This is a genomic window from Rubrivirga halophila, from assembly GCF_046845755.1.
Taxonomy (GTDB): domain Bacteria; phylum Bacteroidota; class Rhodothermia; order Rhodothermales; family Rubricoccaceae; genus Rubrivirga.
In genome coordinates this window covers 1,373,009-1,389,747 of the sequence record NZ_CP177357.1, presented here as the reverse complement: position 1 = coordinate 1,389,747, position 16,739 = coordinate 1,373,009, and the positions used below count along the sequence as shown (strand labels likewise).

The 16,739-nt window shown below is 71.3% G+C and carries 20 protein-coding genes and 2 tRNA genes; 8 read left to right on the top strand and 14 right to left on the bottom strand.

The genetic code is table 11. The features are described 5' to 3' along the window. Positions 1-142: 142 nt before the first annotated feature. Positions 143-214, bottom strand: a tRNA-Asn gene (locus tag ACLIRP_RS05965). 106 nt (positions 215-320) lie between these two features. Beyond that, positions 321-860, bottom strand: a complete 540-nt coding sequence (gene msrA / locus ACLIRP_RS05960; RefSeq protein ID WP_412063047.1) for a peptide-methionine (S)-S-oxide reductase MsrA — start codon at positions 858-860, stop codon at positions 321-323. A 119-nt stretch (positions 861-979) separates the two neighbouring features. On the opposite strand from msrA, the gene ACLIRP_RS05955 reads away from it, so the two are divergent. Then, the gene (locus ACLIRP_RS05955) at positions 980-1,741 is read left to right on the top strand and encodes a type 1 glutamine amidotransferase (RefSeq protein ID WP_412063046.1); all 762 of its coding nucleotides are present in this window, start codon (positions 980-982) and stop codon (positions 1,739-1,741) included. Here the strand turns inward: ACLIRP_RS05955 and ACLIRP_RS05950 are convergent. From ACLIRP_RS05950 to thiO, 7 genes are all read right to left on the bottom strand, one after another. After that, entirely contained in the window at positions 1,738-2,691 is a 954-nt protein-coding gene (locus ACLIRP_RS05950) for a YheT family hydrolase (RefSeq protein WP_412063045.1), read from the bottom strand. The genes ACLIRP_RS05955 and ACLIRP_RS05950 overlap by 4 nt on opposite strands. Before the next feature lie 49 nt (positions 2,692-2,740). Next, positions 2,741-2,814: transfer RNA gene (locus ACLIRP_RS05945), tRNA-Arg, on the bottom strand. A 117-nt stretch (positions 2,815-2,931) separates the two neighbouring features. After that, the gene (gene thiD / locus ACLIRP_RS05940; RefSeq protein ID WP_412063044.1) at positions 2,932-3,744 is read right to left on the bottom strand and encodes a bifunctional hydroxymethylpyrimidine kinase/phosphomethylpyrimidine kinase; all 813 of its coding nucleotides are present in this window, start codon (positions 3,742-3,744) and stop codon (positions 2,932-2,934) included. After that, positions 3,741-4,403: a thiamine phosphate synthase gene (locus tag ACLIRP_RS05935; protein ID WP_412063043.1), complete on the bottom strand. Its 663-nt coding sequence runs from the start codon at positions 4,401-4,403 to the stop codon at positions 3,741-3,743. Before ACLIRP_RS05935 ends, thiD begins: the two co-directional genes overlap by 4 nt. Continuing rightward, complete coding sequence (locus ACLIRP_RS05930) at positions 4,400-5,224, bottom strand: thiazole synthase (protein WP_412063042.1); 825 nt, start codon at positions 5,222-5,224, stop codon at positions 4,400-4,402. The genes ACLIRP_RS05935 and ACLIRP_RS05930 overlap by 4 nt, the downstream gene beginning before the upstream one ends. Position 5,225: 1 nt before the next feature. Beyond that, positions 5,226-5,435 carry a sulfur carrier protein ThiS gene (gene thiS, locus ACLIRP_RS05925; protein ID WP_412063041.1) on the bottom strand — a complete coding sequence of 70 codons (210 nt, stop codon included), beginning with the start codon at positions 5,433-5,435 and terminating at the stop codon, positions 5,226-5,228. A gap of 62 nt (positions 5,436-5,497) precedes the next feature. Further along, on the bottom strand, positions 5,498-6,628 hold the full coding sequence (gene thiO / locus ACLIRP_RS05920; protein ID WP_412063040.1) for a glycine oxidase ThiO: 1,131 nt from the start codon (positions 6,626-6,628) through the stop codon (positions 5,498-5,500). A 38-nt stretch (positions 6,629-6,666) separates the two neighbouring features. Between thiO and ACLIRP_RS05915 the strand changes: the two genes are divergently transcribed. From ACLIRP_RS05915 to ACLIRP_RS05900, 4 genes are all read left to right on the top strand, one after another. After that, the gene (locus ACLIRP_RS05915) at positions 6,667-6,834 is read left to right on the top strand and encodes a hypothetical protein (protein ID WP_412063039.1); all 168 of its coding nucleotides are present in this window, start codon (positions 6,667-6,669) and stop codon (positions 6,832-6,834) included. Next, complete coding sequence (locus tag ACLIRP_RS05910) at positions 6,831-7,871, top strand: NAD(P)/FAD-dependent oxidoreductase (protein ID WP_412063038.1); 1,041 nt, start codon at positions 6,831-6,833, stop codon at positions 7,869-7,871. Before ACLIRP_RS05915 ends, ACLIRP_RS05910 begins: the two co-directional genes overlap by 4 nt. Positions 7,872-7,964: 93 nt before the next feature. Continuing rightward, positions 7,965-9,035, top strand: a complete 1,071-nt coding sequence (locus tag ACLIRP_RS05905; RefSeq protein WP_412063037.1) for a class I fructose-bisphosphate aldolase — start codon at positions 7,965-7,967, stop codon at positions 9,033-9,035. Positions 9,036-9,107: 72 nt separating this feature from the next. Beyond that, positions 9,108-9,503 (top strand): hypothetical protein, encoded by a 396-nt coding sequence (locus ACLIRP_RS05900; protein WP_412063036.1) that lies wholly within the window; start codon positions 9,108-9,110, stop codon positions 9,501-9,503. On the opposite strand, the gene ACLIRP_RS05895 is transcribed toward ACLIRP_RS05900, so the two are convergent. Then, positions 9,504-10,289 (bottom strand): class I SAM-dependent methyltransferase, encoded by a 786-nt coding sequence (locus ACLIRP_RS05895; RefSeq protein WP_412063035.1) that lies wholly within the window; start codon positions 10,287-10,289, stop codon positions 9,504-9,506. Positions 10,290-10,338: 49 nt separating this feature from the next. Further along, positions 10,339-11,244, bottom strand: coding sequence for a TerC family protein (locus ACLIRP_RS05890; protein ID WP_412063034.1), 906 nt, complete (start codon positions 11,242-11,244; stop codon positions 10,339-10,341). Between the two features lie 128 nt (positions 11,245-11,372). Between ACLIRP_RS05890 and ACLIRP_RS05885 the strand changes: the two genes are divergently transcribed. After that, positions 11,373-13,265, top strand: coding sequence for an ATP-binding protein (locus ACLIRP_RS05885; protein WP_412063033.1), 1,893 nt, complete (start codon positions 11,373-11,375; stop codon positions 13,263-13,265). A gap of 33 nt (positions 13,266-13,298) precedes the next feature. Here ACLIRP_RS05885 and ACLIRP_RS05880 read toward each other — a convergent pair whose 3' ends face one another. Then, positions 13,299-13,487 carry a type II toxin-antitoxin system Phd/YefM family antitoxin gene (locus ACLIRP_RS05880; RefSeq protein WP_412063032.1) on the bottom strand — a complete coding sequence of 63 codons (189 nt, stop codon included), beginning with the start codon at positions 13,485-13,487 and terminating at the stop codon, positions 13,299-13,301. Positions 13,488-13,603: 116 nt separating this feature from the next. Here ACLIRP_RS05880 and ACLIRP_RS05875 point away from each other — a divergent pair, with 116 nt between their 5' ends. Continuing rightward, positions 13,604-13,900 (top strand): EutN/CcmL family microcompartment protein, encoded by a 297-nt coding sequence (locus tag ACLIRP_RS05875; protein WP_412063031.1) that lies wholly within the window; start codon positions 13,604-13,606, stop codon positions 13,898-13,900. Positions 13,901-14,010: 110 nt separating this feature from the next. Further along, positions 14,011-15,453, top strand: coding sequence for a dihydrolipoyl dehydrogenase (gene lpdA / locus ACLIRP_RS05870; RefSeq protein ID WP_412063030.1), 1,443 nt, complete (start codon positions 14,011-14,013; stop codon positions 15,451-15,453). Between the two features lie 143 nt (positions 15,454-15,596). Here the strand turns inward: lpdA and ACLIRP_RS05865 are convergent, their stop codons facing one another. Together ACLIRP_RS05865 and ACLIRP_RS05860 are read right to left on the bottom strand one after the other, a co-directional pair. Further along, on the bottom strand, positions 15,597-16,055 hold the full coding sequence (locus tag ACLIRP_RS05865) for a hypothetical protein (protein ID WP_412063029.1): 459 nt from the start codon (positions 16,053-16,055) through the stop codon (positions 15,597-15,599). A gap of 252 nt (positions 16,056-16,307) precedes the next feature. Further along, positions 16,308-16,736, bottom strand: a complete 429-nt coding sequence (locus ACLIRP_RS05860) for a hypothetical protein (RefSeq protein ID WP_412063028.1) — start codon at positions 16,734-16,736, stop codon at positions 16,308-16,310. Between the last annotated feature and the right edge of the window lie 3 nt (positions 16,737-16,739).

Genomic DNA, 16,739 nt, shown 5'->3' with positions numbered 1-16,739 from the left:
GCTCGGCCTCTCCCCGACTCCCGCCCCGTTGGACTCGCGCCAGCGGGGCGCGTGCGTTCGGACCTCCCACCAGCAGGTGCGGCCTGCGAGGCCCTCAAAGAAAACGCCCGCCTCCGAAGAGAGACGGGCGATTCTAAACGGGCGGGCCCGGTAGGATTTGAACCTACGACCACTCGATTAACAGTCGAGCGCTCTACCGCTGAGCTACGGACCCCTGTCGCGCCGGCGCGGGCGCCAACGTGGACAGAAGGTAGACCCCGGCGCGGGCGGGGTGCAATCGCCGGAGCGGCCGCCTCCCCCCTTTCACGGCAGGTTCGCGGCTAGGCCGCCAGCCGGTCGAGGTAGAGCGAGCGCAGCTTCGACACCTTGGGCGCGATCACGGCCTGGCAGTAGGGCTGCGCCGGGTTGCGAGCGTAGTAGTCCTGGTGGTAGGCCTCGGCCGGGTAGAACGACGCCAGCGGCTCGATCTCGGTCACGATCGGATCCGGGAAGACGCCCTGCGCGGTCAGCTCGGCCTTGACCGCGTCGGCCGTCTCTCGCTGGGCCTCGTCGGTCGTGTAGACGCCCGAGCGGTACTGGGTGCCTCGGTCGGCGCCCTGGCGGTTGAGCGTTGTGGGGTCGTGGGTCGTGAAGAAGACGACGAGCAGGTCGCGGAGCGAGATCACGTCGGGGTCGAAGGTGACCTCGACGACCTCGTTGTGGCCGGTCTGCCCCGAGCACACCTCGCGGTACGTCGGGTTCGCGACGTGGCCATTCGCGTACCCGGAGACGACCTCCGTGACGCCCTTGAGCGGCTTCATGACGGCCTCGACGCACCAGAAGCAGCCGCCGCCGAGGACGATGGATTGGGTCTGTGCCATGTTTGTTGCGTGGGTTTGGATCGATGAACGCGTGCTCCCTCGACGGGGCTCCGCCCGTCCGGCTTACCCCGGGACACGCGCCGCGCCCCGGGCGTAGACCCCGCCACTCCCCGGTGCTCATGGCCCCCTCCCTCGACCGCGTCCGCGTCCGCCTCGTCCAGATCCGCACCCGGCCGGGGGTGCTGGCCGAGGAGCGCGCGAGCTTCCAGAAGCGGACCGGGCTGGCGGCCGACCGCTTTCTCGCCTCGAGCGCCCTCGACGAGCCCATCACGACCGACTGGCTCGACGGCGTCGACGCGGTGATGATCGGCGGGGCCGGGGCGTACTCGGTGACCGAGACCTACGACTGGACCCCGGCGCTCATCGACCTGTGCCACGCGTGCGCCGACCGCCAGCTCCCCCTTTTCGGCTCGTGCTGGGGCCACCAGTTCGTCGCCCGCGCGTTCGGCGGCGAGGTCGTCCATGACCCGACGCGCGCCGAGCTCGGCACGCACACAGTCTCGCTGACCGACGCCGGCCGGCGCGACCCGCTGTTCTCGACGCTGCCCACCACGTTTGGCACCCAGATGGGCCACCACGACCGCGTCGCCCGCCTGCCCGACGGTGCCGTCGAGCTGGCGGCGAACGGAACGGCGCCGTACCAGGCGTTCCGACTCGGCGACGCGCCGATCTACGGGACCCAGTTCCACTCCGAGCTCGACGCCGAGACCGAGCGCCAGCGACTCGTGGCCTACCGCGCGCACTACCCCGAGATGGCCGACGACGGCGAGTTCGACGCCGTGGTCGACGCGCTCTACGAGACGCCCGAGGCCGACGACCTGCTCCGCCGCTTTCTCTTGTTGTACGCCGTCGACGGCGGGGCCGAGCGGACGACTGGCTAGAGAGCCGCGTCGACATGGGTGCCGACCACGGTGTCCGCCCACGACGTGAGGTCGCCGCGCAGGAACGCGACGTGGCCGCCCCACCGCGGCGCCAAGAGTCGGAATGGGCCTCCGATGTCGGCGGGGTAGCACGACGGCGAGAGGAACGGGTCGTCGAGCGCGTTGAGGAGCAACGTTGGCACCGAGATGTCCCCGAGCAAAGGCAACGCAGAGGCTTGCGCGTAGTAGTCGGCCGCACTCGCGAAGCCGTTGAGCGGGGCCGTCACGTGGTCGTCGAAGGCCGCGAAGTCGCGGGCCGCGAGCGCCGTCTTGAGGTCGGGGGCGTCTGGAAACCGATCGACCTTGTCGGCCAGCTTGCCGACCAGCTTCGGCAGGAAGTAGCGCATGTACGGCGTGCGCGTCGTGCGCGCGAGGACAGCGCCCGAGGCGGCGAGGTCGACAGGAACGGACACGCCGGCACCGGCGACGACGCGCGGGTCGAGGCCCGCGCCCTGCTCGCCGAGCCACCGCAGCGTGAGGTTGCCGCCCAGGCTGAACCCGGCCACGGCGACCGCGTCGGCGCCGCCCGCCAGCACGTGCGCGACGACGGCGTCGAGGTCTTCGGTCGCCCCGCTGTGGTACGTGCGGAGCAGGCGGTTCGGCTCGCCGGAGCAGCCCCGGAGGTTCCAGGCGCAGACGCTCCACCCGCGCGCCTCCAGCGCCTTCGCGAGGCCCCGAACGTAGGCGCGGTCCGTGCTCCCCTCCAGCCCGTGCGCCACGACGGCGACTTGCGGGCGCCCCCGCTCGACCCAGTCGAGATCCAAAAAATCGCCGTCGGCCAGCTCCAGCCGCTCGCGCTGGTAGGCGACGCCGTCGACGGTCCGGAAGACAGAGCCGACGGCGGTTTGGACGTGGCCGCTGCGAAGCCACAGCGGCGGGCGGTACGGGAGGAGCGGCGCGAGCGGGTCCATGGGGAGGCAGAAACGGAAAACGCCCCCCGCCCGAGGGCGAGGGGCGCTGTACGCCCGAGAGGATTCGAACCTCTGACCTTCGCATCCGTAGTGCGACGCTCTATCCAGCTGAGCTACGGGCGCATGCACGCCGGGTGACCCCAGCGGCAGCGTCAAGATAGCCTGCCCCCGAACGGCCTCAAATGAAGACGGGCCGAACGCGCGCGCCTTCGTGAGCGGGTACGAGGCTCGTGACCGGGCTCACCCGTGCGCCTCGGTTCCGTCCAAGAACCAGAAGTGCCGCGTGGGCCCGTGTCCGGCGCCAATGTCCAAGCTGTGCTGGATCGCGTGCTGGAGGTACCGCCGCGCCGCGCCGACGGCGTCCTCGAGCCCCAGCCCCCGCGCGAGGTTGGCAGCGATGGCGCTGGCGTACGTACAGCCCGTCCCGTGCGTGTTGGGCGTGTGGATGCGCGACTCGCGGAAGAGCGTCTCGCCGTCGGCGGTGAGCAGGAGGTCGACCGCGTCGGGCTCGTCGTCGAGGTGGCCGCCCTTGACGAGCACGGCGCGCGGCCCCAGATCGAGCAGCTGGCGGGCGGCGCGTCGGGCGTCGGCGAGCGAGCGGACGTCGGCGCCCGTCAGCCGGGCCGCCTCGTGCGCGTTCGGGGTCAGCAGGTCCGCCAGCGGGAGCATCCGCCGGACGACGGCCGCGACGGCGTCGGGGTCGAGCAGGGCGTGCCCGCCCTTCGACACCATCACCGGGTCGACCACGACCGGCCCCAGACTGTGCCGCGCGATCCCGTCGGCGACGGCCTCCACGATCTCGGGCGACGCCAGCATCCCGGTCTTGACGGCCCCGACGGGCAGGTCGCTGGCGACCGCGTCGATCTGGGCGGCCACCACGTCGACCGGCACGGGGTGCACGGCCGTCACGGCGACTGTGTTCTGGGCCGTGATCGCGGTGACGACCGACATTCCGAAGACGCCGTGCGCCTCAAAGGCCTTCAAATCGGCCTGGATGCCGGCGCCGCCGCCCGAGTCGGAGCCGGCGATGGTGAGGGCGGTGGGGATGGTCATGCAGAGGCGGAGCGATCGGCGAGGGCGTCGAGAAAGTGGCGGACCGTTTTGCGCTCGTCGAAGGCGAAGAGGAGCGACGAGATCGCAGCGGCGCCGTGCGCGCCGACGAGCCGGGCGATGCGGGCGCGGGGCGGCGTGATCCCGCCGAGGGCGAGGATGGGAAGCCGGGACCGCTCAGCCGCCAGCCGGACCACATCGATGCCGGCGGGGACGGCGTCGGGGTGGGTGCGCGTGGCGAAGATGGGGGACAGCGTCGCGTAGGCGGCGCCCTCCTTAGCGGCGCGGAGCGCCTGGCTGGCGGAGTGCGCGGAGACACCGAGCGGGCCGACGATGTCCGCTTCGCGAGCGGCTTTCAGCGAGGCCCCGTGCCGGCCGACATGGAGCCCGGCCCCGAGGTCGAGCGCGACCGCCAACCGGCCGTGGACCGAGACGAGCACGTCGGGGTTGGCCTCGCGGACGGCGCGCGCAAGCTCCGCCGCCGCGCGTGTGAAGTCGACCTCGTCGGCGCCGTGGTCGCGGAGCGAGACCCAGGGGACGCCGGCCTCGACGAGCGACACGGTCCGCTCACAAACCGTCGCGGCGTCCATCTCCGTGCGGCCCGTCGCGAAGCCGTCGGCGATGAGCAGCAGGCGGGGGATTGGGCCGGCGAACGCGCTCATCCGCCGAGGTCGACGCGGCCGTCGTCGGGCGTGGAGGCCTGGGCATAGAGGCGTCGCGGGATGCGCCCGGCGCCGCACGCGAGCCGCCCGCCCGCGACGCCGTGCCGGATGGCAGCGGCCATTTGGGCGGGGTGCTCGGCGCCTGCCACGGCCGTGTTCAGCAGCACGGCGTCGTAGCCCAGCTCCATCGCGCGTGCCGCGTCGGAGGCCGTCCCGATCCCGGCGTCGACGACGAGCGGCACGTCGGGCAGGAGCTCCCGGATGATGCGCAGCGCGTACGGGTTGACGAGCCCCATCCCGCTCCCGATCGGCGCGCCGAGCGGCATCACCGCCGCGCACCCGATGTCGGCCAGCTTGCGGGCCGTGATCGGGTCGTCGCCGCAGTACGCGAAGACCTCGAACCCGTCGGCGACCAGTTCGGAGGCCGCTTTTAGCAGTTGGACGGCGTCCGGGTACAGCGTCTCGTCGTCGCCGATGACTTCGAGCTTGACCCAGTCGGTCTCCAGCGCCTCGCGTGCGAGTTGGGCGGTAAAGACGGCCTCCTTGGCGGTGTAGCAGCCGGCGGTGTTGGGGAGCAGGCGGAGCGGCTCGCCCGCAGGCGTCCGCAGCTCGCGGAGCGCGCCCAGCATCGACGGGCCGACGGTGTCGGACAGGTCGAGGCGGCGGACGGAGACGGTCGCGATCTCGGCGCCCGAGGCCCGGACGGCGTCGAGCATCGTCTGGAGGCTGGGGTACCGGCTCGTGCCGATCAGGACGCGGCTGGCGAGCGTCGCGCCGCCGACGGTCCAGGTGTCCGGGGTCGTGTCGGTGAGGGGCTCCACGTCAGCCCCCCTGCGAGGCGGTGATGATCTCGACGCGGTCGCCGTCGGAGACGGTTGTGGTCGGCCAGTCCGCGCGGCGGACGACGCGGTCGCCGACGGCCACGGCGACGCCGGGCATCGCCGGGTCGCGGTCGAGGGATTCGAGGAGCGCGTCGATGGCCAAGGGCTCGGCCAGCTCGCGGGGCTCACCGTTGACGGTAATCTGAGGCATGGGTCGGGACCGTTGTGGTACAGAGACTCTTCCCTTGCGGGCGGGATCCAGGCGCGGCGTGCCTAATCGGCGAAGCGGCGGGGCGAGAACGGCGCCAGCACGTCGGCGACGGCGGGCGTCCCCGCGAGCGCACGGTCGACCTCGGCGGCGACCTCGGCGGCGGTGACGGGCGCCAACAGCACGCCGTGGCGGTAGTGGCCCGTCGCGTAAAAGACGCCGGGGTGCGGGCTCTGCCCGAGGAGCGGCGCGTGGTCTCGGGAGGCGGGTCTGAACGACGCCCACGCCTCCTCGAACGCCAGCTCTTCGACGCCGGGGACGAGCTCGACGGCGCCTTCCAACAACCGATACAGCCCACCGGCGGTCACCCCGCCACCCCTCACGCCGTCCTCGCTGGTGGCCCCGACGACGAGCCGGCCGTCGGCCTTGGGGACGAGGTACGCGTCCGGCCCCCGGACGGTGTACGTCAACTCGACCCCGGGCGCCGACCGGAGCGCGAGCGCCTGCCCTTTGACGCCCCGCACCGCGGGCGCGGGCGTCAGCCCCTCGACGCCTGCGCTCCACGCCCCCGCCGCCAGCACGACGGCGTGCGCGGCCACCTCGGCCCCGTTCGCTAGGCGGACTCGGGGACACTCGGCATCGGGCACGATCGCGACGACGGGCGCGGCCTCCCGGATGTCGGCACCCGCCCCGCGAGCGGCGCGCGCGAGCGCCCGGACGACGGCGCGGTTGTCGACCTGGTGATCGTCGCTCGAAAAAATGGCGGCCGGGAGGCGGGGCGACAGCAGCGGCTCGAGGTCACGGGCGTCGTCGCCCGAGAGCCACTCGACGGACGCGCCATGCCGCGACTGGAACTCGAACAGGCGGCGCAGCGCGCGTGCGCTGTCCCGGTCATCGGCGACCACCAGCGTGCCCGCGTCGCGGTACCCGAGGTCGACCCCGCTGGCGGCGTGGAGGCGGCGGGCGAAATCGGGCCACCGCCGCAAGCTCTCCGAGGACAGCGCGTAGAGGTCCAATTCCTCGAACCCCAGCTCCGCCGACGGCGCCAACATTCCGGCCGCCGCCCACGACGCGCCGCGGCCGACCGTGTCGCCCTCGAACAACACGACGCGGCGCCCGCGCTCGGCCAGCGCCCAGGCCACGCCGAGCCCGGCGATCCCGCCGCCGATCACGGCCACGTCGTAGGTCTGGGTCACGGTCTCTCGGCTAGCTTGCGCAAGCTACCGACCGCCCGATGACGACCCTCCGCCTCCTGATCGCGCACGTTCCGGCGACGGCCTGCATCGCCGCGGCGACGATTCTCGCCTTCTACGAGCGTGACGGCTGGGGCTGGTTCTTGTTCGCCGCCCTGCTGTTCGGGAGCACGTCGCTGGTGCCTCAGAAGGCAACGGAGGCCGAATGACGGCCGACGCGGTCGTCGTCGGGGCGGGGCTGGCGGGGGCGTGCGCGGCGCTCGTGCTGAGCCGAGACCGCGAGGTCGTCGTGGTCGAGGCCGAGCGCCCGGCGGCCGGCGCGAGCGGGGCGGCGGCCGGGCTGGCGAACCCGTTTATGGGGCGCAAGGCGCGGCCGGCGTGGCGCCACTCGCAAGCGCTCGACGCGCTCGCGGCGCTCACCGACGAGGCGGGCGCCCCGCTCCGCCGGACCGGCATCGTCCGCCCCGCCCGCTCGCCGGCCCAGGCCGAGGCGTTCCGCCAGCAGGCCCGTGCCTTCGCCGGGCTCGACTGGCTGGCGCCAACCGCCAGCGCCGAGCGCTTTCCCCTCGTGGCCGCGCCCTACGGGACGCTGTGGGTCGCCGATGGCGCCTCCGTCGACGTGTCCGCGTTCGTGCGCGCCGCGCTGGCGACGGCGACCGCTCGCGGGGCGCGGGTGGTGACAGGGCGAGTGGAAGGCCTTCGCAAGCAGACTGCAATAACGGGTCACGAACCGATCTCGGGGCGACACGTCGTGGTCGCCGTCGGCGACGGGTATGCAAGCCTGCACTCGCTAGCGCACCTCCCCTTCCACCGCGTCAAGGGCCAGACGGTGACGCTGGCGCGGCCTGCCGGATTGCCACCTGACCATCCTGCCGTCGCGGGGGCCGGGTACGTCGTGCCGGGCCTCGAAGGCGTGATCGCGGGCGCGACGTTCGAGCACACCTTCGCCAGCACGGCGCCGGATCCCGCTCGCGACGCCGAGTTGGGGGCCCGCGCCGCCGCGCTCGTCCCCTCGCTGGCGGGCGCCGCCGTGCTCGGCCGGAGCGCGGGCGTCCGGCTCACCGTGCCCGCCGTCGTCTCGCCCCGACGGCTGCCGCTGGCGGGGCCGCTTCCCGGGGTCGACGACGTGTGGGTGGTCGGCGGCCTCGGCGCCAAGGGGCTGATGACGGCGCCGCTGATCGCCTCCCTCCTGCCCGGCGCGCTCGCGGGGCGCCGGCCGCTCCCGCCGGAGCTGTGGCCGATCTAATTCTCGGACCGTGCCTGGGAAGCGGTTCCATCTCGGGCGCCCGCCTCCCGACCCCCGCTATCTTTTCGCTCCCCCTTGCCCCACGCTCGCGACATGTCCCAGACCTCCATCCAGGAACACCTCGGCGACGAGGCCGACTCCCTCCTCGGCTTTTCCGACCCGGCCATCTCGAAGGACCGCCTCCACCTTCCCGGCCCGGACTGGGTCTCGCGCATCTTCGGCCCGAGCGACCGCTCGATCCCGGTCATGCGCTCGCTCGAGCAGCTCTACGGGCACGGCCGCCTGGGCGGCACCGGCTACCTCTCGATCCTGCCCATCGACCAGGGCATCGAGCACTCGGGCGGCGCGTCGTTCGCCAAGAACCCCGACTACTTCGACCCCTCGAACATCATCGACCTGGCGATCGAGGGCGGGTGCAACGGCGTTGCGACGACGTACGGGGCGCTCGGGAGCGTGGCGCGGCGGTACGCCCACAAGATCCCGCTCATCCTGAAGATCAACCACAACGAGCTGCTCACGTACCCCAACACGTTCGACCAGATCATGTATGCCCGCGTCGAGGAGGCGTGGAACATGGGCTGCGTGGCGATCGGCGCGACGATCTATTTCGGCAGCGAGAACGCCGGCCGCCAGATCCAGGAGGTCTCCCAGGCCTTCGCCGTCGCCCACGAGATGGGGCTGGCGACGATCCTGTGGTGCTACACCCGCAACGCGGGCTTCAAGGTCGACGGCGTCGACTACCACGCGTCCGCCGACCTCACTGGCCAGGCCAACCACATCGGCGCGACGCTCGAGGCCGACATCCTGAAGCAGAAGCAGCCGACCAACAACGGCGGCTACAAGGCGCTCAACTCGGGCGACAGCTCGTACGGCAAGCTCGACGAGCGGATCTACACCGAGCTCGCGAGCGATCACCCCATCGACCTGACGCGCTACCAGGTGGCGAACGGGTACATGGGCCGCGCGGGTCTGATCAACTCGGGCGGCGGCTCGGGCGCGAACGACTTCGCCGACGCCGTGCGGACGGCCGTCATCAACAAGCGCGCGGGCGGGATGGGCCTCATCTCGGGCCGCAAGGCGTTCCAGCGCGAGCGGTCGGAGGGCATCCGCCTGCTCAACCTGATCCAGGACGTCTACCTCGACGACTCGGTGACGGTCGCCTAGGCTCGCGTCCGCACCTTTTCTCAGAGGGCTCCCGTACCCGCGGGAGCCCTCTTGTTTCGCCACACTCCCGCCATGACCGGCCTCGACCGTACCGCCCTCGTCCTGAACACCCTGGCCATCCTGATGTGGCTCCCGGCCTTCGCCTCTCAGGAGGAGGGGCTGTTCCTGCTGGCGGTCGGGATCAGCCTCAGCGCCCTGCTGCTCAGCACCGTCGTGGTGGCCACGCGATCCCGCCAGCGCGAGACGCCGGCCGTGCCGACGCCCAGCGTCCCGGTGGACGAGTTCGACCCCCACACGGTCCTCGACCTCGACGCCCGGCTAGAGGCGCTCGAAAAGGCCCAGCACGACGCCGTCGACGCCGCAAGGTGGCGGGCCCTCGTGGAGAGCGGACAGGTCACGGGGCCCGGCGCTGAGCCCATTGCGGGCGTGTCCGGCGACCGCCGCAACGGCGCTGCCGACCGCGCCTAATTACTCAGCAGGCCGCTCGAAGACGAGCAGGTGCTGCTGGGGGAGCACGTCGAGGTTGTCGACGAACCGGAAGCCGGCCGCTTCAACCTCGAGGCGCGCCTGCGCCTCGGTCATCTTGTGGAGCCGGCGGATCGGCACCTCGGCGTCCTCGGCCCGGTATTCGACGAGCACGAGCCGCCCGCCGGGCCGGGTCGCTTCAAAGATCCCCGCCAGCATCTCGCGCGGGTGCGAGAACTCGTGGTACGAGTCGACCACGAGCGTGAGGTCGGTCGAGCGCGGGCGCAGGCCGGGCGACGTCTCGGTCCCGAGCACGGGCGCCACGTTGTCGAACCCGTCCTCCTCGGCGCGCGCCTCGACGATGCGGAGCATCTCGGGCTGGATGTCGACGGCGTACACGCGGCCGTCGGGCACGAGCGGCGCGAGCCGGAACGTGAAGTAGCCCGTTCCCGCGCCCAGGTCGGCGACCACGTCGGACGCGCTAAGCCCGAGCGCGGCGACCAAGTCGTCCGGCCGCTCCTCGCGCTCGCGGTCGGGGCGCTCCAGCCACGCCGCGCCCCGGTGGCTCATCACCCTAGCGATCTCGCGCCCCATGAAGTAGCGGCCGGTCCCGTCGGCCGACGCCGGTCCGTCTTCGTAGACGACTGCCCCGTCCTGCCCGAAGTCCCGGAGCGCGATCCGCGTCGACTCTGCCAGCGTCTGCCGAGGCAGCTCGGGCCGCTCCGGTGACTGCGCGCGGCAGCCGACCGCCAGCAGGGCGACCGCGAACAGGGACAGGGCCAAGCGCATCCGGGGAGCGAGGGGTTCGGTCATAGGGCCGCCGCTGGGCGGTCCGGCGTCACGCCGAGGGGTGGGTGGTCCGGACAATCTGGGTCGGGTCGGGAACGCCCGACGTGCCCGCGAGCGCGTGCGGCTCGATGAGCTCGACCGACGGCGTGTCGTTGCCCCGCTTCGAGCGGATGTTGAGGAACTCGACGATCAGCGCGAACGCCATCGCGGTGTAGATGTAGCCCTTCGAGATGTGCTGGTTGAGGCCCTCGGCGATCAGCGTGACGCCGATCAAGATCAAGAACGCCAGCGCCAGCATCTTGACCGTCGGGTGCTTGTGGACAAAGTCCGAGATCGGCCCGGCGCCGACCATCATCACGCCGACCGCGACGACGACGGCGATGATCATCACGGCGAGGTCGTCCGCCATGCCGACGGCCGTGATGACCGAGTCGAGCGAGAACACGATGTCCAAGATCGCGATCTGAATCAGCACCGACGTGAACGAGACCGCCTTGGGCTTTTCGGCCGCGTGCTCGCCGTCGCCCTCCAGCTTGTTGTGGATCTCGTGGACCGACTTGCCGACCAGGAAGAACCCGCCGATCAGCAGGATGAGGTCGCGGCCCGTCAGCGCGATCGGGCTGGTGTCGCCGCCCTCGACCCCGCTGCCGTGCCCGACCGTGTCGCGCGCGGTCGACCCGAACGCCTCGAGGTCGTTCAGGAAGGGCAGAAAGTCGCCCAGGTCGAACAGGACGGCCGTCAGGCCCATCACCCACGAGATCGAGATCAGAAGCAGGATCCGCATCCCCATTGCCAGCCCGAGCCCAATCGACCGGCCCTTGGCCTGCTGCTCCGGCGGCAGCTTGCCGGTCAGGATCGAGATAAAGATGATGTTGTCGATCCCGAGGACGATCTCGAGCATCGTCAGCGTGGTGAGGGCGACCCAGGCATTCGGGTCAGCGATCCAGTCGAACATGAGCGGCGGGGAGAGGGGCCGGAAAGCTAGCGTCGGGTGCCAACGGGCGCGGCACCGGATGGTGCCCGTCTCGCGCAACCCCGCCGCCCAGGGCCCGGTACCTTCCCTCCCCGCCCGCCCGCACCCGCATGCCCGAGACGACCGCCGCCGACCCGCTCGCCCACTACCCCTCGTGGGCTCGCGAGCTCGCCCGCCGCTACTTCACCAAGACGCTCAACCAGTTCGTCTTGCACGGCAACGTCCGTGACCTCGTGCCGACGGTCGACGAGAAGGGCCAGAACGCCTACGTCCCGCTCCGCGAGTTCCTGGCCGAGGACCTGTTCGCCGGCCGCGACATCGTCGTCTTCTACGACCGCTCCGACGGCATCCACTTCCAGGACGCCGCCTCGCGGACCGACTTCAACCGGGCCGTCAGCGGGTACGACACCATCTTCGGGACGGACTACGTCAAAAAGCTCCCCAAGGACCCGGCGCGCGTCTTCGCGCTCCTCGACAACTACTTCCGGCTCCGGCTGGCGGACGGCAAGCGGATCGCGTGCGTGATCGACTACGCCGAGACCGTCGTCCCGATGTCGGAGGCCGCCAGCTACTCGACCGAGGACCGCGCCGCGCTCGTGACGCTGCAGAAGTGGGCGCACGATCCGCTCCTGCTCCGGAGCGACTTCACGCTCGTCTTGGTCACCGAGTCGCTGGGTGACTTGTCGCGCGCCTTTATCCAGAGCCCCTACAACGCCGAGCTCGAGGTCGACTTTCCCGGCCACGCCGAGCGCGAGTCGTTCACGACGTGGTTCCTGGGCGCGCAGCCGAACGGGCAGACGCGGTTCGACGCGCTCAGCACCGTCGCCCCGCTCACGCTGGCGCAGAACACGGCCGGGCTGGGCTACGTGCAGCTCCGGACGATCCTGGCGGACGTGCTCGAAAACGAGCGCCCGCTCACGTTCGACACGCTGAGCGAGAAGAAGAAGGAGCTCATCGAGGCCGAGGCGTATGGGCTCTTGGAGTTTGTCGAGACCGACTACACGCTCGACATGGTGGCCGGACACGCCGAGGCCAAGGCGCACCTCCGCGCCGCGGCCGAGGCCATCAAGGCCGGGCGGCCGGACGTGATGCCGATGGGCTACCTCGTCTCCGGCCCGGTCGGCACGGGCAAGACGTTCCTGGTGACCACCTTCGCCGGCGAGATCGGGATCCCGATGGTGAAGCTGAAGAACTTCCGCTCGCAGTGGCAGGGCGTCACCGAGGGCAACCTCGAAAAGATCCTGACCCTGCTCCGGGCCATGAACCCGGTCGCCGTGATGATTGACGAGGCGGACGCCGCGCTCGGTGACCGCAGCGCCCAGGGCGACTCCGGCGTGTCGAGCAGGGTGTTCGGCCAGATCGCCCAGGCGATGTCGGACACCCGCTTCCGCGGCAAGATCATCTGGTTCCTCGTCACCGCCCGGCCCGACCTCATGCCGGTCGACCTCAAGCGGCAGGGCCGCGCCGAGGAGCACCTCGGCCTCTTCTATCCCTCCACGCGCGCCGACCGCGAGGAGCTGCTCCAGGTCATGATGCGCAAGACGGGCGTCGACGTGCCCATGTCGGAGGTCCCCGACGCCCTGCTCGACGGCGAGCGGACCTACTCCGGGGCCGACATGGAGGCCCTGCTGACGCGCGCCAAGTTCCGCGCGGCCACGCACGCGCTCGACGACACGCCCCGCGACACCGCCCCCGGCTCGGATGACTCCCCGGACGCCGACGTGACCGAAGGATCGGCTGGCGACGGCCAGGCCGGCGATCCGCCGACGGCGACGGACAGCACCTCCGGGCCGACCCAGGCCCCCATCACTCGGGCCGTGCTCCACGCTGTCGTCGAGGACTTTCTGCCCCCCTCCTACCCCCTCCAGGTCGAGCTCCAGACGCTCGCGGCGGTCATGGAGTGCACCAGCCGCTCGATGCTCCCCGAGCGGTTCCGATCCCTCGACCGCGAGTCGACCGTCCGACGCGTGGCCGAGCTCAAGCGGCTGATCGGCGAACGCTAGGGCCGGACGTGGCGCCCGGCCCCAGGTCGGGCCCTACTTTTTATAGTAGAGTTTGTGCATCTTCTGATACAGATCGTACGAGACGAGGACAGCCTCGGGCTCGTTGTTCTTCTGAATCATGATGCCCGTATTGAGGCTCTTGGCCTGTTCGATCAGCGCGGAGGTCTTCGAGCGGAGCTCGGTGACGGTCGCGATCGCTTCGATTCCCTGTGTGCTATACATCCGTGTGGGGGGGGAGGTGGTACATGGCCGGAGCGAGTGTGGTGGGCTCCGGTAGGGCATAAACTAGTGACTACAGACAGTCTAGACGCCTGCCCCCTTCATCTTATTACTGGCACATGCACTTAGCACGCGTCCTTTCTCCCGTGGTCGCCACGACAAAACTGGCACCGCTCGACGGGCATCGCCTCCTGCTCGTCGGTCGGATCGGCCTCGACGGCCACCGGCTCGACCGGGTCGAGGACGTGGCCCTCGACCCAGGGCTCGACGCCGGGGCGGGCGACGTGGTGCTCATCGCCAAAGAGGGGGCCGTCGTAGCCGGCCTGCTCGGGCCCCACCGCCCGCCGGGCGCGCCGGCCACCCCGGCGAACGTCATCATCACCGCCGTCGTCGACGACTGGACGGTCGAGGGCTAGCGCCCGCTGGGGCGACCCGCGCTCGCCTCACTCTGATTTCAACGCCGGCGGGGGACGACGCACGCTCCGCACGGGTATCCTCGACCCACACCACGCTCTCCCCTGTCGACATGGCGAACGCTCCCTACGATGTCCTGATCATCGGCTCCGGGCCCGGCGGCTACGAGGCGGCCATCCGCGCCCACCAGCTCGGGCTCTCGACGGCCATCGTCGAAAAGAACAAGCTCGGCGGCGTCTGCCTCAACATCGGCTGCATCCCGACCAAGGCCTTGCTGAAGAGCGCCGAGATCGCCAGCCAGCTCGCCCACATCACCGACTACGGCTTCACGGCCGGCGACTCCCTGCCGACGCCCGACTTCGAGGCCGTCGTGACGCGGTCGCGGGGCGTGGCCAACAAGATGAACAAGGGCGTCCAGTTCCTCATGAAGAAGAACAAGGTCGACGTCTACATGGGCTCGGCGACGCTCCTCGGCGGCGGCAAGGTGGCCGTCGAGCCGTCGGAGACGATGGACGGCGAAACGGTCGGAGAGTCGACCACGATCGAGGCCAAGGCCATCATCGTGGCGACCGGCGCGCGTGCGCGCGAGATCCCCACGTTGCCCGTCGACGGCGAGAAGATCCTGGACTACCGCCACGCCATGCTCCAGACGACCCGGCCCGACTCCCTCGTCATCGTCGGGGCCGGCGCCATCGGCGTCGAGTTCGCCTACGTCTACCACCACATGGGGACCGACGTCACGATCGTCGAGCTCCAGGACCGCCTGGTCCCGGTCGAGGACGAGGACGTGTCGAAGGAGCTCGCACGCGCCTACAAGAAGATGGGCGTGACCGCGATGACCGGCGCCCAGGTCACCGCCGTCGACACCTCCGGGGACGGCTGCGCGGTGACGATCAAGACCGCCAAGGGCGAGCAGACGGTCCAGGCGGACCAGGTGCTGTCGGCCGTCGGCGTCGTCGGGAACGTGGAGAACGTCGGGCTCGACGACGTCGGCGTGGCGCACGAGCGGGGGGCCATCACCGTCGACACCATGTACCGGACGAACGTCGAAGGCATCTACGCGATTGGCGACGTCGTCGGCGGGCCGTGGCTGGCGCACGTCGCGAGCCACGAGGGCATCGTCTGCGTCGAGCACATCGCCCACGAGCAGGGCAAGCTCGACCACGCCCCCCACGCGGTCGACTACCTCAACGTGCCCGGCTGCACGTACTGCATCCCCCAGATCGCCTCGGTCGGCTACACCGAGGCCGCGGCCAAGGAGGCCGGCTTCGAGGTGCTCGTCGGCAAGTTCCCCTTCGCCGCGTCTGGCAAGGCCGCGGCGATTGGCGACCAGTCGGGCTTCGTCAAGGTCGTCGTCGACAAGAAGTACGGCGAGGTGCTCGGCACCCACATCATCGGCCACGACGCGACCGAGATGATCGCCGAGATCGTGACGGCGCGGGCGCTCGAGACGACGGCGCACGAGGTCATGGAGGCCATGCACCCGCACCCGACGCTGTCGGAGGCCGTGATGGAGGCCATGCGCGACGCCTACGGCCAGGCCATCAACGCGTAGCGTCGACGCCAGCCAACGCGTAGCGTCGGCGCAGCCCACGCGTGGGCCCGTTCCACGGCCCGCAGACCGCCTCTCCCCCGCCCCGCTGGCGCTCGTGCCGGTGGGGCGGTGTTGTGTCCGCCAGCGACGTCGCCGGGAAGGCACTACGCTTTCCGCCGCCGGAGCGCGGCTTGGTGCCGGCCCGCGGCCGTCGTGTGCCGGTGGGCGTAGGCCCCCAGGATGCCGCCCCAGACGCCGACGGTCATCATCACCGTCAGCATGATGGCGGCCGAGTCGCCGCCGGCGAAGGTGGGCCGCCCGAGCAGGCTGGGCCACCCCACGAGCGCCCACAGCGTCGGCAGGATGGCGTAGAGCATGGCCGCACCGACGGTCGGGTGCGGGACGAGCGTGAACGGGACGCCCCACAGCGTCCCGATGGCGAGGAACGCCGCGCCGCCCAGCACGCTCGCGACCATCCAGCCGCCCCCGAATACGCTCTGCCACGCGCCGACGAACGGGGCTTCATCCACCAGCCCGGCGAGGACCATCAGCCCGAACGCGCCAGCGACGGCGACGGAGCCGATAAAGGCCCCACGCAGGGTGGACCGGAAGATGGGATGCATGGCGGAGCGGGGTGCGTCGGAGATGGGACCGTTGGCCCCGGACGCAGAGGGTACCCACGGGCGCGGCGGTCGACGGGCGTCCCGGGCCGGCGCGGACCGCAGGGAGGCGCAGGATTCGGCAAGGGAAGCCCCGCGAGACGTGAGCGGAGTCCACGCGAGCGCCGTCCAGCGGAGCGGTGGACGAACCCGGCAGGGGGCTGCCGAGCGCCGCGCCCGATGCGGTCACTCGCCTCACCGCTCGCGGAAACGCCTCTAGCTGGCGGGGCTCGGCGCGGCGCGGGTGACGACCCAACCCAGAATGCTCCCCCAGATCACGACGTTCATCACGACCGGGATCAGCAGGCCGACGGGGTCGCCGCCGGCGAACGTGGGCTTGCCGGTGAGGGCCGGCCACGCCCAGACGGCCCAGAGCGTCGGCACGATCGCCCAGAGCCAGGCCTTCCCCATGGTCGGGCGCGGGACCCAGGCGAACGGGGCGCCCCACAGCGTACCGATGGCGACAAACGTGAGCCCGCCGAGGACAGTCGCCAGCAGCCAGCCCCCGCCCGCGAGCTCCTGCCACTGGGCGGTAAAGGGGGCCTTGGGGATCATCCCCAGTACGACCATCAGGCCGAAGGCGCCGACGACGGCCACGGAGCCGTACATGGCACCGATGAGGGCGGAGCGCAGGGTCGGAGTCATGAG

Excerpts from the sequence above, each read along its gene's own strand:
- msrA (WP_412063047.1), bottom strand. The coding sequence starts at position 860 with ATGGCACAGACCCAATCCATCGTCCTCGGCGGCGGCTGCTTCTGGTGC.
- ACLIRP_RS05955 (WP_412063046.1), top strand. The coding sequence starts at position 980 with ATGGCCCCCTCCCTCGACCGCGTCCGCGTCCGCCTCGTCCAGATCCGC.
- ACLIRP_RS05950 (WP_412063045.1), bottom strand. The coding sequence starts at position 2,691 with ATGGACCCGCTCGCGCCGCTCCTCCCGTACCGCCCGCCGCTGTGGCTT.
- thiD (WP_412063044.1), bottom strand. The coding sequence starts at position 3,744 with ATGACCATCCCCACCGCCCTCACCATCGCCGGCTCCGACTCGGGCGGC.
- ACLIRP_RS05935 (WP_412063043.1), bottom strand. The coding sequence starts at position 4,403 with ATGAGCGCGTTCGCCGGCCCAATCCCCCGCCTGCTGCTCATCGCCGAC.
- thiS (WP_412063041.1), bottom strand. The coding sequence starts at position 5,435 with ATGCCTCAGATTACCGTCAACGGTGAGCCCCGCGAGCTGGCCGAGCCC.
- ACLIRP_RS05915 (WP_412063039.1), top strand. The coding sequence starts at position 6,667 with ATGACGACCCTCCGCCTCCTGATCGCGCACGTTCCGGCGACGGCCTGC.
- ACLIRP_RS05910 (WP_412063038.1), top strand. The coding sequence starts at position 6,831 with ATGACGGCCGACGCGGTCGTCGTCGGGGCGGGGCTGGCGGGGGCGTGC.
- ACLIRP_RS05905 (WP_412063037.1), top strand. The coding sequence starts at position 7,965 with ATGTCCCAGACCTCCATCCAGGAACACCTCGGCGACGAGGCCGACTCC.
- ACLIRP_RS05900 (WP_412063036.1), top strand. The coding sequence starts at position 9,108 with ATGACCGGCCTCGACCGTACCGCCCTCGTCCTGAACACCCTGGCCATC.
- ACLIRP_RS05895 (WP_412063035.1), bottom strand. The coding sequence starts at position 10,289 with ATGCGCTTGGCCCTGTCCCTGTTCGCGGTCGCCCTGCTGGCGGTCGGC.
- ACLIRP_RS05890 (WP_412063034.1), bottom strand. The coding sequence starts at position 11,244 with ATGTTCGACTGGATCGCTGACCCGAATGCCTGGGTCGCCCTCACCACG.
- ACLIRP_RS05885 (WP_412063033.1), top strand. The coding sequence starts at position 11,373 with ATGCCCGAGACGACCGCCGCCGACCCGCTCGCCCACTACCCCTCGTGG.
- ACLIRP_RS05880 (WP_412063032.1), bottom strand. The coding sequence starts at position 13,487 with ATGTATAGCACACAGGGAATCGAAGCGATCGCGACCGTCACCGAGCTC.
- ACLIRP_RS05875 (WP_412063031.1), top strand. The coding sequence starts at position 13,604 with ATGCACTTAGCACGCGTCCTTTCTCCCGTGGTCGCCACGACAAAACTG.
- lpdA (WP_412063030.1), top strand. The coding sequence starts at position 14,011 with ATGGCGAACGCTCCCTACGATGTCCTGATCATCGGCTCCGGGCCCGGC.
- ACLIRP_RS05865 (WP_412063029.1), bottom strand. The coding sequence starts at position 16,055 with ATGCATCCCATCTTCCGGTCCACCCTGCGTGGGGCCTTTATCGGCTCC.
- ACLIRP_RS05860 (WP_412063028.1), bottom strand. The coding sequence starts at position 16,736 with ATGACTCCGACCCTGCGCTCCGCCCTCATCGGTGCCATGTACGGCTCC.